This is a genomic window from Okeania sp. SIO3I5 (genome assembly GCF_010672085.1).
Classification (GTDB): Bacteria; Cyanobacteriota; Cyanobacteriia; order Cyanobacteriales; family Microcoleaceae; genus Trichodesmium.
Map to the genome: position 1 here is coordinate 1 of NZ_JAAHHT010000047.1, position 13,661 is coordinate 13,661.

Consider the following 13,661-nt stretch of genomic DNA (forward strand, 5'->3'; position numbering starts at 1 on the left):
AGGGAAAACTAAGCAATTCAGATACTGAATATTTACTCTTATTCGTCCGCTCTTAATTATTAATTATTAATTATTAATTATTAATTAGTATGCTTCTTACCCAATCCTACTCTCCCTAAGACCTGCATCCATAGTGCAGATTGACCTTGAATGGCTTCCTAAGATTTCGACCTGTATTCTTAGGTGTCTTAAGGAGGTTTCCTCGTTCCCTTATTCCTTTATTACGATTGATTTAGTGGGGTAAAGTCTCCCGGAGGGTTCGGTGTGGTTGCTGATAACCTCGAAATTATAAGGTTATCCAAAGACCCCCTGACTTTCGTCCTACACTCCATAGCTACCTTCGGAGTGGTTGTATTTTACGAGAGTTTAATTACCTTCCTCTTCGTCCACTTGTCAACCTTTGCTCGCGGTATCGTTCCTCGGTAACTGGTATTTTCCCGCTTTTAGACCAGCTTCACCAGTTTGATGTTCAGTCTCACCAGTGTGATCTATGATGTCAACCTAACAACAAGGCGGATGGAATTTCACCATCAAGGTAATAAGAGTTATCCAATGACCGAATATTTAACCTCCTTTAAGATTGGTCACGGACGGCCATTTATACCCAGTTTTACTGGTTTAGTGGCCAACGAGTCGCACAATTCCACAAAACACTATCTATCTAGTTTACAAATCTTTACAAAAAAAGAACGACAATAGCCCAATATATTTTTTTGTTTATATTTTTAAATTTTGTTTTTTTCACTCAGAAGTAAAAGTGAAATTTTTTGCTGGATATTCAGTTTTATAGCGCTAGGGAATAGGGAATAGGTAATAGGGAATAGTAAACTGTCAAAAGGTTTTCCTAGGTCATGCTGCGCAAACAAGATTTAGAGATGTCGAACGTAAGCATTCAGCGGTCAGCTCTCAGCTATCAGCTTTACTACTTTTAAAAGAGGAAAAAGTAATTTAGAGATTTTTCAAAGTATGGGTAAAAGTCCATCAGTTAATCTTAAAAATCTCTGGAGAACGTAAGCATTCAGCGGTCAGCTCTCAGCTATCAGCTTTACTACTTTTAAAAGAGGAAAAAGTAATTTAGAGATTTTTCAAAGTATGGGTAAAAGTCCATCAGTTAATCTTAAAAATCTATGGAGCTAGATTGTTCATTAAAAAGCTGAAAGCTGACTGCTAATGGCTGAATGCTTACTGTCAAATACCTTAATGCGTAGTGCTATACTTCTTCCTTCACAAAAAAGAATAATATTATATCATAATATATAGTATATATCAATAAAAAATATATTTTATAGTTGGCTAAATAAATTAGACTTATGTAGAATCAACAGGATTTTCAAATAAAATGAAGGAAATTATATTAAGTAAACTTAGATTAAATAATATCTAGTTAGGAGATTAAGTGATTACAGAAATTTTAACAATAGGAATTATTGTTTTAGCCATACTTATAACTTTAAGCTGGTTAGCACTAGAATTACAATATCGTAAACGTCCTGGTAATGCCTTAGAATTAACCTCTGGAGACTGGAATTTAGCAGTTGCAGAACCAGAAAAATATCTATTAGTAGGTGAAATGGAATTATGCAACTGTACTAAAAGCCTAGAAATTATGGTGCCAGAAGTACAGGCAGAAGTAAAACTACTATCAAATGGAAGTTTAGAAGGAGTAAATTGTGAAGCTAAGATTACTCCTTTCCATGAAGATGCTCCAGCTAGAACCGATAACTATTGGTTTGCTTATATAGTAAAAGTAGGAAAAAAGACAAAACTCAAAATATCAATTGATATTCAAGGTAATAATTTAGAGCAATTAAAATCAGCTTGGATTAAAGTAAATTATATTACTTACGGACCTGGTGGTCGAATTCCCAAAGTCAAACATATTATTGTCCCTCTAAAATTTCCTGACTCAAATACTACGCCAAATCAACGAGAAGCAAAAAATGCAAAAGTATTTCCTATTCGGACTCACCTATTAACTGAGTTAGATGATCCGATAGAAATTATCAAACGTTATGTAGTTCCTCATGCTCAAAGAGGGGACATAGTTACAATAGGTGAAACACCTCTAGCTCTAATACAAGGCCGTTTTCGTCACCCCACAGATGTCAAACCAGGATGGGTGGCCAAACGTATTTGTTACTTCTTTCTGCCCACCTCAAGTTTGGCCACAGCTTGTGGAATGCAAACTCTAGTAGATATTGTCGGACCAATAAAAGTATTAATAGCTTTTTTTGGAGGCTCCATTGCCAAAATATTAGGACAACCAGGAATGTTCTACCAACTTGCGGGAGAACAAGCCAGACTAATAGATGATGTGACTGGAACCTTACCTCCTTATGACCAATTTATAGTTTTAGGTCCAGAAAATCCTCAGCAAGTAGTATACCAAATACAAGAAGCAACAGGTCTAGGTGCAGCAATAGTAGACGTTAATGACTTAAAAGCAGTTAAGATATTAGCAGCAACATCTAACGTATCTCAATCTTTACTAGAGGAAGCTTTGATAAGTAATCCTGCCGGAAATGCTGATGAGCAAACCCCTATAGTTCTGATTCGGCCATTGTCATCAGATGAATTTAGAATTTAGAATTAGAGCTGATTTGTAAACTTAACTGAAAATCTTATATTACTTAGGGTGTGTCATCAATTAGAAGTTATAAGCTTTGTCACTCAAGGTTTTTAGCCTCTAGAGTTTTTTCAGGCCATGCATCCCAAAACTCTTACCAAATAACCCTTTCAAATTTAATTGATGACACGCTCTAGATACGATAAACGTTCGGTTAACTTTCTAGGAGGTATTGGGTAGCTTCAGTGATTTTATTGGCATAGCGATTACCATCGACCTACAGCACACAATAACTATTTTGTCAATTTTTTAATTGATGACACGCCCTAACAATTTAATAATTCTAAATTCTAAATTCTAAATTCATTAATCTTGACCTAAGCATCCCAAAACCAAGAACACAAAATTATGAAACCTTTTATCCGCCAAAAGCAAAGCCAGGTGCTCATCCGTCCTCTAGAGTACCGCGACCTAGAAGCTATTAAAAAGCTATGTCAGGAAACTCCAGAAGTCCAACATAGCCACCGAGATGTTACTTTTAATCTCTCTCCCATTCACCTTAGCCAGAAATTGGCACAAATTAATCATTGGTACTGGCCAATAAAGTTGTTGAGCCTTTTCCCTAATCCCTGTAGATATTTGTTAACTTCCTACGTTGCAGAAATAGATGGACAAATTAAGGGAGCAATTCAAGTTTGTCCAAGCAATCGCACTCGCAGCAGTTGGCGAGTAGAAAGGATATTTATTGAAGAAGCAGGAAATGCTAGGGGAATCGGTTCTCAACTACTTAGATACTGCTTTGAAAAAATTTGGGAAGCACGGACATGGTTATTGCAAGTTAATATTAATGATAAAGATACCATGGCATTGTATCGCCAAAATGGTTTTCAGCCATTGGCTCAAATTACTTACTGGACAATCGCTCCCCAAAAATTAGAAGAGTTAGCCCAAAAGCAGCCAAATTTACCAAACTTACTACCTGTTAGTAATGCTGATGCTCAGTTGCTTTATCAATTAGATACAGCATCTATGCCACCTCTAGTAAGGCAAGTATTTGACCGCCATGTCCAAGATTTTCAAACTAGCTTTGTTGGTGGTTTGATTGAAGGAGTTAGGCAATGGCTTAATCATACTGAGTTGGTGAGTGGGTATGTGTTTGAATCTCAACGCAAAGCAGCAATAGGTTACTTCCAAATACAATTATGTCGTGATGGTACACAACCACACATAGCTGAGTTAACTGTACATCCAGCTTATACTTGGTTATATCCAGAATTATTATCACAAATGGCAACGTTGGTTCAAGATTTTCCTAATCAATCTTTGCAACTTGCTTCTGCTGATTATCAACCTGAACGTGAAGCATATTTGGAACAGATAAAAGCTGAACAAATTGAACATACTTTGTTGATGTCTCGTTCTGTTTGGCATAAGGTTAGAGAGTCTAGATCAGTTATTTCTGACCTCCAATTTTCAGACGTTCTGCAAAGTTTACAACCAGCTCGCAAACCTGTTCCTAGTCGTAGTTCTTGGCTGAAAATGATGCAAAATAAAAAAGATATGCGTAGTAATTCTCAGGCAAATGCTAATAATAACCATTATTGGGAAGGGAAAAATGAAAAACTAAATTCTGCATCGGAATTTATGCTTCCTGATTCAAAAAGTGTAGAAAATAATGATGATGAAAAAATCTGATAATTACATAAATTTCTATCTCTGAGCGAGGTACAAAATTCTTCATTAATTAATAATGGATAATGGATGATTACCTCGGCTGAAAATAGTAATGGAATTGAAGATAAGGAGATATTCTAGCATTTTTTCCCTTGAAAAGGGAGGCTTTAAATATGAATAATTAAATTAATAATTATTAATTATTCGGTAATTTTTATGGAGTAGGGAGTAGTAAATTCTGGTTGAGTGGGAATAGAAAATAAGAAAAATAGCCGTACCTAACTAACTAGAGAAACGCTATATGATTTTTGAGTTTGTAATTAAATTAAATTATGAATATTTTTAATAGAAAAAGGAGTATAATTCCCAATGCCTCAAGATCGGATTTCAGCTTTAGGTTTGGATATAGGTAGAAAACGTATGGGGGTTGCAGGATGTGATGGTACTGGTTTAATTGCTACTGGTATTACTACTATCAAGCGGACTTCATTTCAGAAAGATATAGCTCAATTGCAAACTATTGTTCAAGAACGTGAAGTCGAACTTCTTGTAGTTGGTTTGCCTTATTCTATGAATGGTTCTATAGGTTTCCAAGCTAAGGAGATACAAAAATATGCTCAAAGGTTGTCGCAAGCTCTGGAATTACCGATAGAATATGTTGATGAACGTTTGACTTCGGTTCAAGCTGAGGAAATGCTAAAAGCTGCTAATATTTCTCCTTCTCAAAATAAGGGTTTAATTGATAGAAAGGCAGCAGCTTTAATTTTGCAACAATGGCTTGATGAACGGAGATAAAAAATACTCAGTTTATAAGTTAAGAATTGCAATCTAGTTAGATTGAGTTAAGGCTTATTTTGATAAATAGCAATAAAAATATTAACTGGGTATCTATTAAATATTATTGTTATGAAAAGGTAGGTAGAAGTAGGGTAACTGTCGGATAGCTGAGTAAGTTTATAATTCGGGAAATATAAAATTTCAGATATATAAGAGGTTTTGAATAAATTTTAATTTGTGTTAAATACTTTGGTTATTTTACATATTTATTACTTATAAGTTTTCATGTTTATTAGAGTCAGCAACCTCCAAAAGTGCAAGGGCGAAAACACAATAAAAATTTTGATATATAACTTATATGATTTATTCTTGGTGAGATTCAAATTAATGATTATTGGCAAAAAAATGAGATTTATCAAAAAGGTATTTGAAGTTCAAGGTAATTGAAATAATCAAGATAAATTTAGTAAATTAATACATATAAATTATTTTGGGTAATTATTGATATTCTGATTAGGGAAGAATTATTATAAGAGCAATTTTAATAACATTTATTAGAGATTTCCAGAAATAAAATTATATCAAAAATAATAATCAAATTAGATTATTTAATTATTGCTCTGCTGATCAAATCTCAAAGCAATTACCGATAAAGGTTTTAGCCTTTTTAGGTATTTTAAATAGTACCTGGTTTTCAGCTCTTCATGCTCAAAAAGTTAGCATTTTTGGTACAGGGCAAAAAATTACTCCCGTACGAACTTCCCCGCTCCCCTACTCCTTAAAAAAGACTTTTGAGGGCAAACCCTAATTATACCAATACCCAAAAAGCTTGAGTTTTTTATTTGTAATTTTTAGGCAGTAGGGAATAGAGAATAGAGATTAGTAATTCAAAAAACAGGGAATAGAAAAGAAGAAAAACAACTGTACCTCAGTAACGAGAGAAACGCTATAGTAAAAATTTACAATTTTAAATCTCACTTGAATATCATTGTGATAAATGATAGTTAATTATTAATTAATTTTGTAGAAAAAGATGTATGATATAGAGAGTATAATTTAATACTGAAAAACTGTTGAGTGTTAAAATAAACATAACTATCTCAGTACTTTTCGGACCATTGCTCAAGCAAAATGGCTTCCAAACTACCGATTTTTTTTAGATAAACGAATAATCAAAATACCTAAAATGTTTTCATCGCCAGAATCACAAGGAAATGGACAATCTCAAGAAACCTATATCACCCTAACTGATGAGGCAGAGCGATCGCTACATTGTACCATAGAATATTCTCTAGAGTTAAACGATAAACAGTATGTAATGTTATTACCATTAGACCTACCTGTAGAAATCTTTACTTGGGGGCCAGAAGATATAGCACAAGCAAGTATTCCTGTAGGTGATGAATCAGAAATTGATAAAATTTTTGATACGGCCAAAGTTGTCCTGGAAGAACAAAACCTGATCCTGCAAAGAACAGCTATAACTTTAACTGTGACTGGGGAGTTACCAGAATGGGATGAAGAGGAACTAGATGAAATAGATGACAATGATGAAACAGGGGAATATTACGAAGAACTAGCAACTTTTTTGTATCAAGATCGGAAATACGCTATATATACTCCATTAGATCCATTTTTGATTCCAGCTTGTAAAAGTGATAATGGAAAATTGGAATTACTTTCAGAAGAAGAGTTTAAGCAAATTCAGCCAATGGTTCAAGCAATGTTAGAAGATAGACTGTTCGATGATATGCAATAAAGCATTTTTCATTAATGGATAATGGATAATGGATAATGGATAATTACCTCTGGTTAAAACCTTTAGGGAATTGAAAATAAGGAAACTTTATTTCTTTTTTCCCCTATCCAAGGGGAGGCTAATAATAATTAATAATTAATAATTATTCGGTAAATTTTAGGAAATTTAGGATTTTTAAGCTAAAGATTAGATTTAGTAATATTCTAGAATAGTCCAAGTCAGAATTTTGACCAACTAACCTCAGAGCAATTTTGTTGCCAAAAAGTATTAACCAATCAAATGAAAAAAAGTATGAAACTTATTTCCAATCGTGCCCTGTTTTACTTAGCCATTCTACCTGTAAGCTGTGGTATTTTTGCTTGGCAGGGATGGAGTTGGTGGAGTTGGGTAAGTGGACCCCTAGTTTCAGCAACATCATCTACTCAGTCTCCAGAAGCAAATGCTGTAACAATCAAAATTCCTGTGGGAACTTATGGTCAACAGATAGGGGAAGATTTAGAAGCTGCTAGTATCATTCGCTCTGCAACAGCTTGGAATTTATGGGTAAAATGGTTAAGTTTACAAAATTCAGATCTGGAGTTTAAAGCTGGAACTTATAAGTTATCACCGACGGAACCACTTAGCGCGATCGCAGATCAAATTTTAGAGGGAGATGTAGTTAAACTCAGTTATGTCATTCGTGAAGGATGGTCAATCAAACAAATGGCTGAATATTTGGAAGCTCAAGGTTTTTTCCCTGCTGTTGATTTTATTGCTGCTACAAAAAATATTCCCTACGAGAAGTTTCCATGGTTACCGAGTAATATTCCTCATTTAGAGGGTTATCTATTCCCAGATACTTATAAAATAGTAGCGGAGAATACTACTCCAGAAGGTATTATTAACCAAATGCTAGGACAGTTTGAGCGAATAGCATTACCAGTATATCAGAAAAACCAGGACAATACAACAAAGTTGAGTTTGCATGAATGGGTAACTTTAGGAAGTATTGTAGAAAAGGAAGCTGTAGTTGCAGAAGAACGTGGTTTAATTTCAGGTGTATTTAATAACCGTTTGGAAAAGGGTATGAGGTTAGGAGCAGACCCAACGGTAGAATATGGTCTTGGTATTCGTCAAACGAAAGATCAGCCTCTTACTTATAGTCAGATTGAAACTCCTTCTCCTTATAATACTTATATGAATACTGGCTTACCACCAACTGCTATTGCTAGTCCAGGTTTAGCTAGTTTGGAAGCAACTCTTAGTCCAGAAGATACAGAATATTTGTATTTTATGGCTCGTTATGATGGTACTCATATTTTTAGTCGTACTGCTGCGGAACATGAGGCAGCTATTGCAGAGGTAGAGAGAATGTTATCATCTCAGTAAAAATAATTCAAAATTCAAAATTCAAAATTCATATCTGACTAAGTTTTTTCTCGGTAAATGCTTGACTAAGGAATTCAAAATTCAAAATTCAAAATTCAAAATTCATATCTGACTAAGTTTTTCCTAGGGAAATGCTTGACTAGGGAATACTATTGATGGATAAGAGTTTGAGTATTTTGTCATTGATGGATTACTTGAGTAAAGCTGCAATATCTAATTTTTGGGGATTTGTTGTTTTTTTTCCGATTGAGAAAGTCAAAATTAGCGACTTGTTAATAAATTATTTTTGGGTATGTTTAAAATCTGCTAATTTTTGACTTTTAATTTATCAGCTTAAAGTTATTATTTTAAATATTAATGTTATGTCTTGGGGTAAACTTTTACAACCAGATTTAGTTTTGGGTGACTCAATTTTAAGTCTAACATCAGAAATTATTCAAAAACATCAAATTCAAGGTTTGGTTTTAGATGTTGATGAGACTCTTGTGTCAATTCGTGATAGTCAAGCTTCTCCTGAATTAACTGCATGGGTAGAAGAAATTAAAACTGTAGCAAGTTTATGGTTAGTTAGTAATAATGTTAGTCAATATAGAATAGGTAGAATTGGTTATTCACTGAATGTACCTTATATTACTGCTGCAGCTAAACCTTCTCGTCGTAAGTTAAAAAAAGCTGTTGATGCGATGAATTTACCAGTAGAAAAAATTGCTATGGTAGGCGATCGCTTGTTTACTGATGTTTTAGCAGGAAATCGTTTAGGAATGTTTACTATTCTTGTGGAACCTATATCTAATCATGGTTTAGAATTTACGAATTATAAAGTTCGTTCTCTTGAAGTATGGGTGTCTCAAGTATTAGGAGCGTCTTTAAATATGACTACTCATAACTTAATTTCTGACCATAAAAAATGATTTTATCTAGGCATTTACGGTTAGGTATCAGTTTCATTGCCATTAATATAGAATCCGGCTATATAATAATGTATGTTTAGAATTCTATAATTAATTATATCAAATCCGCTTGATTGGGCATACAAAAAATCTCCTATCTTCATAACTACTAAATCTTTATGATTCTCTCTCCTCCTGACTCCTGACTCCTGAATCCTGAATCCTCTTGAGTTAAACAATCTATAACTGTTTAACCGGATTTGATATTACTTCAATCTTCCCTATTCCCCAACTAGAAAATAACTATTCAACTAGATTTTATAGAAAGGTTTCAAAGAATTAAAAGTAATATCTTAGTAGAAGTAAAACCAATCCTTGCTTCATTCATTAAAAAGCTGAGAACTGACTGCTAATAGCTGAATACTTATAATATTTAGTTTTTGACTTCTGATATTTCTATTACTTGACTATTCCAGTCTTTAACCAATAAATTAAGGGGTTTTTCCGACCTAATTTTGTACTTAAAACCTCGCATTTGTACACGCATTAATATTTGTTTGTTCTAAAATGAAGGCAGAATGGAAGAGGTTTTAGAGCTACCTTACTTTCTGTTACGTAGTTAGTTTTTTTGTGCCAACTTACTTATCAGTTTCATTACCATTAATATAGAATCCAGTTATCTAAGATATATGTTGAGAATTCTATAATTACTTCAATCTTCCCTACTCCCCAACTAGAAAATAACTATTCAACCGGATTTTCTATAAAGGTTTTAAAGAATTAAAAGTAATATCGTAATAGAAGTTCAACCAATGCTTGCTTTATTCATTAAAAATCTGAAAACTGACTGCTAATAGCTGAATACTTATAATATTTAGTTCTTGACTTCTGCTATTTCTATTACTTGACTATTCCAGTCTTTAACCAATAAATTAAGGGGTTTTTCCGACCTAATTTTGTACTTAAGACCTCGCATTTGTACGCGCATTAATATTTGTTCTAAACAGTCTTTGTCAAAACAAACATGACGTTGGCGATTTTTTTCACCCAGACTTGCTCCACTGATAATGTGTAGTTGAGTATTTTTCATTAATTGATACCACAAACCATCTGAACCTGGTGTTCCTTGGTTAGTAGTGCTGGGTCTGGTATAATCATTTGATAGGTAGAGTGGGTCTATACCAGTTGCTCCTAATGTTTGTTCATAATTGTAGTAGTAATGTAACGGCACTTCTGCTATAGGTAATTCTAGCATTCCTTCATATAATTGTTGGGCGATCGCCAAGTCGGAAACCATTATTGTATGAACTTTCGGGGCGCTAGTAAGAAACATCCACATAGCTACAGCATAAGCAGCTAATAGCATAACCATTATTCCCTGAGTAGAAAATAGACTATCAAGGGGCAATTCTAGTAAAAAAGTATTTAGAGGTAATTGGGGAAGCAAGAAAGCCATAACATTTACTACTGACATCGTTGAATCAGATATTAAGGATTATTATTGATTAATTTTTGTGGCTTTACCACAAGTTTAATTTAAGTTTAATTCTACTATTATATTATAGTTACTAAATCTATAGAAAAATATTCCTTGACTTAGTTTTAATTAAGTGTTACCTTAACGGGGTGAACTACAACACCCTCTATCCCATTGCTAAAAGCGTTTGGGACTGCTTTTCTTATCGGTGTTTAAACGAACATTGACATGACTCATTGTATTTGACACCAGATTATTTTTTTTAATAATAGTACGTTCTACTAACTGTATTATCCCTCCTGTCAACATTTAACGAGCTGTTCTGCAATCCTTTCTCAGTCTAAGATATTTTTAGTTGTTTTCCTATGTTTTTCTATAAAATTAATAAAACTTTACAATACTATAGTATTATTAAAATTATTAAAAAAATTGGGTCTAACACCCTCCGTTTTAAATTTAAAGCGAAATGTTTTTGGAGGGTTGCCCTAATCCTCGTTACAAAAACAACTTCTGTAGGGGCGAGCAAGCGAATCGTCCCTACATACTTCTGAATTCGTTAAAGAGTAGTGCTATTTGGGTTGTGCAGAAAATATCTTGGAATTGAAATGGGGATTGGCGCCATACCGCTGATAGTTAGTTATACCAATTCACTATAAAGATGTCACAAATAGTTTTAAACTTTAGACTTCTTGCAGAAGTCAGGGAATAGGGAATAGGGAATAGGAAATAGGAAATAGGAAATAGGAAATTAAATTGTTAATTTCATATCTTGAATTGATTTCATTTTTGATTTTTGGAGATGTCTTTTATATCTGAAATAATTTTCTGAAATTACTATAGGGTACAAAGTTTTCAGTCTATGAAATCTTACTTTTAACTTTTAACTTTTGACTTTTAACTTTTAACTTCCTTGAAACGATTTAGATTGTAAGGTTTAGGGATAACTGGTTGTTGTGCCATGTGCAAAATAGGAAGGATGTCAAGATGAACTATATTCAAGTATTTGTCTATGGTACTCTCAAACCAGGAGAAGTAAATTATCATTCTTATTGTGCTGAATATGTTGTGGAGTTTTTTCCCGCAGTGGCAAAAGGTCTATTGTATGAACTACCCATTGGTTATCCGGCAATGACTAGAGGAGATAGCAATGTCCATGGATTTGTTTTATCATTCAGAAATCCAGAGATTTTGCAAGATTTGGATAAGTTAGAGGATTATCATCCTGAACGCCTTCCTGAGAAAAACGAATATCAAAGACAAAATATCAAAATCTTGAGCCAAGATGGAAAATATTTAGGCCAAGTTTGGAGTTATTTAATGTTACCAGAAAAGGTAGAGTTACTTGGTGGTCAAATATTACCTGGTGGAGTTTGGACAGGTATCGCGCCGCCCGCAAGTCAGAAGTCAGAAGTAATCCCTGACTGAGTTTGAGGATTTATAAATGTTCTAATCTTTGCTGGAACTACTATGTCTTAATCTTAAATGTGTAACACTATACTATTAGACTTCTCCAAAAATGAAAAATAAAACAAATCCTTAATCCATAAATTATCAATTATTCCCCTCTGTTCCCTGTTCCCTGTTCCCTGTTCCCTGTTCCCTGTTCCATCTTTTCTATAGCAATCCTAAATAGGTTGTAACAACTCAAAAACTAGAAATAAATTCTGAAACTCTTGCCCATTGCCCATTGCCCATTGCCTATTCCCTATTCCCGAAAGGGGTAAGATTTTTATACACAAATAAAATATGATTGCTATAGAGATGTCTATTAATTTTTTTCTGGTGTAATAGGTGCTTGGGGAATTTGTAATAACGGTTCATTTACAGTTAACATAACATTATCTGGATTTACTATTTCTATAACAGGTTCATTTAAAGCAATTTGCACAGTTTCAGAATTAGATACCTCTGCAAACTTAACTACTGGAGAACGAGTAGCAGAAATAAATCCTGATATAACTGCTATACATAAACCAGCAACTGCACTACCAACCAAAACAAAATGTCGTCTCGATCTACGGTCAATTTTTTCAAATACTCCTGCGACGGTTTTATCAACAGGTTCTAGTGTTGGATTTATTGGCATTCTTTGAAGCTCAGAACGTAGTTGTAGTAGTCTCTGATAAAGATGTTTAGCAACTGGATCTGTCTCTAGTAAAGCTTCTATTTCTCTACGTTGTGATGATGTTACCTCACCATCAAGGTATGCACTTATTAATTCAAATCTTTCTTGTTTCATTGTTTTTTTCCACCCTGAAGCTGATTATCAAAATCATCTGAATTAAATTTTTGACTCATACTTTTACTGAATAGCGAATTAAGGAATTGAGACTTATTTTTTTTGATAAATTTGTCTAGCAATTAAACTTTTTGATTAAAATTAGGTTGATATTTTATTTATGGAATTTTTTAGTAATTTACAATAGAATGCCATAACAAAATCTCAGCCTATTAAAATCATCAAATATCCAAATATTTTTGGAGTTGCAATTGTAATCTTTGTCTAGCTCTAGCAATTCTTGATTTAACAGTTCCTAGAGAAACTCCAGTAATTTCTGCAATTTCTTCATAAGATAAACCCTCAATTTCTCTCAAAATAATAGTTACCCTGAATACTTCAGGTAATTGGGCAATAGCTTCTCTAAGATGGTCGTAAAATTCTTGTGTAGTTAATTCTTCTTCTGGTCCTGGAGTATCTGTAGCAATTTCCCATTCTATAATACCATCATCTAAGGCCAAAGGGGCATCCAATGATAGAGGAGGAGTAACTCGTTTTCTTTTCCGTAACTCGTCGTAAAATAAATTAGTTGTTATCCGACTTAACCAGCTCTTAAATTTGGCTGGTTCTTGTAAACGTTTAATATTACGGTATACACGAATCCAAACCTCTTGAGCCAAATCTGACCGATCTTGCCATTCGGGGGCCAAGTGATACAAAATTTTATCTACATGGAGTTGGTACCGATGTAGAAGTTCGGCAAATATAGTTCGATCTGGGCGACTACCTTGTTGGCAGTGCAATACTAAATCGTAGTTAGAGAGTTTTTCTGGTGGCAAATCCACTTGCGAAAAGGTTGTCTCAACCTTAGACCAAGGTACAGATATATATTGACTCATCAACGGAACTGCCTCAACAGTTTTATGTGGCTA

10 protein-coding genes are annotated in these 13,661 nt (G+C 33.8%); 7 read left to right on the forward strand and 3 right to left on the reverse strand.

Translation table 11 applies throughout. The features are described from left to right. Positions 1-1,396 precede the first annotated feature (1,396 nt). From F6K40_RS13515 to F6K40_RS13540, 6 genes are all read left to right on the forward strand, one after another. Positions 1,397-2,587 carry a F420-0:Gamma-glutamyl ligase gene (locus tag F6K40_RS13515; protein WP_293136629.1) on the forward strand — a complete coding sequence of 397 codons (1,191 nt, stop codon included), beginning with the start codon at positions 1,397-1,399 and terminating at the stop codon, positions 2,585-2,587. A gap of 387 nt (positions 2,588-2,974) precedes the next feature. Further along, positions 2,975-4,261: a GNAT family N-acetyltransferase gene (locus F6K40_RS13520; RefSeq protein WP_293136631.1), complete on the forward strand. Its 1,287-nt coding sequence runs from the start codon at positions 2,975-2,977 to the stop codon at positions 4,259-4,261. Between the two features lie 348 nt (positions 4,262-4,609). Further along, positions 4,610-5,035 carry a Holliday junction resolvase RuvX gene (gene ruvX, locus F6K40_RS13525; protein WP_293136633.1) on the forward strand — a complete coding sequence of 142 codons (426 nt, stop codon included), beginning with the start codon at positions 4,610-4,612 and terminating at the stop codon, positions 5,033-5,035. A gap of 1,168 nt (positions 5,036-6,203) precedes the next feature. Then, complete coding sequence (locus tag F6K40_RS13530) at positions 6,204-6,776, forward strand: DUF3727 domain-containing protein (protein ID WP_293136635.1); 573 nt, start codon at positions 6,204-6,206, stop codon at positions 6,774-6,776. A gap of 291 nt (positions 6,777-7,067) precedes the next feature. Further along, positions 7,068-8,144: an endolytic transglycosylase MltG gene (mltG, locus tag F6K40_RS13535; protein WP_293136637.1), complete on the forward strand. Its 1,077-nt coding sequence runs from the start codon at positions 7,068-7,070 to the stop codon at positions 8,142-8,144. Between the two features lie 362 nt (positions 8,145-8,506). Continuing rightward, complete coding sequence (locus F6K40_RS13540; protein WP_293136639.1) at positions 8,507-9,055, forward strand: YqeG family HAD IIIA-type phosphatase; 549 nt, start codon at positions 8,507-8,509, stop codon at positions 9,053-9,055. Between the two features lie 853 nt (positions 9,056-9,908). On the opposite strand, the gene F6K40_RS13550 is transcribed toward F6K40_RS13540, so the two are convergent. Beyond that, positions 9,909-10,508, reverse strand: coding sequence for a glyoxalase-like domain protein (locus F6K40_RS13550; RefSeq protein ID WP_293136641.1), 600 nt, complete (start codon positions 10,506-10,508; stop codon positions 9,909-9,911). Positions 10,509-11,495: 987 nt separating this feature from the next. Here F6K40_RS13550 and F6K40_RS13555 point away from each other — a divergent pair. Then, positions 11,496-11,936, forward strand: a complete 441-nt coding sequence (locus F6K40_RS13555; RefSeq protein WP_293136643.1) for a gamma-glutamylcyclotransferase family protein — start codon at positions 11,496-11,498, stop codon at positions 11,934-11,936. 343 nt (positions 11,937-12,279) lie between these two features. On the opposite strand, the gene F6K40_RS13560 is transcribed toward F6K40_RS13555, so the two are convergent. Next, a complete protein-coding gene (locus F6K40_RS13560; protein ID WP_293136645.1) occupies positions 12,280-12,750 on the reverse strand; it encodes an anti-sigma factor family protein in 471 nt (156 codons plus the stop codon). A 221-nt stretch (positions 12,751-12,971) separates the two neighbouring features. Further along, positions 12,972-13,628 (reverse strand): sigma-70 family RNA polymerase sigma factor, encoded by a 657-nt coding sequence (locus F6K40_RS13565; protein ID WP_293136647.1) that lies wholly within the window; start codon positions 13,626-13,628, stop codon positions 12,972-12,974. Positions 13,629-13,661 lie beyond the last annotated feature (33 nt).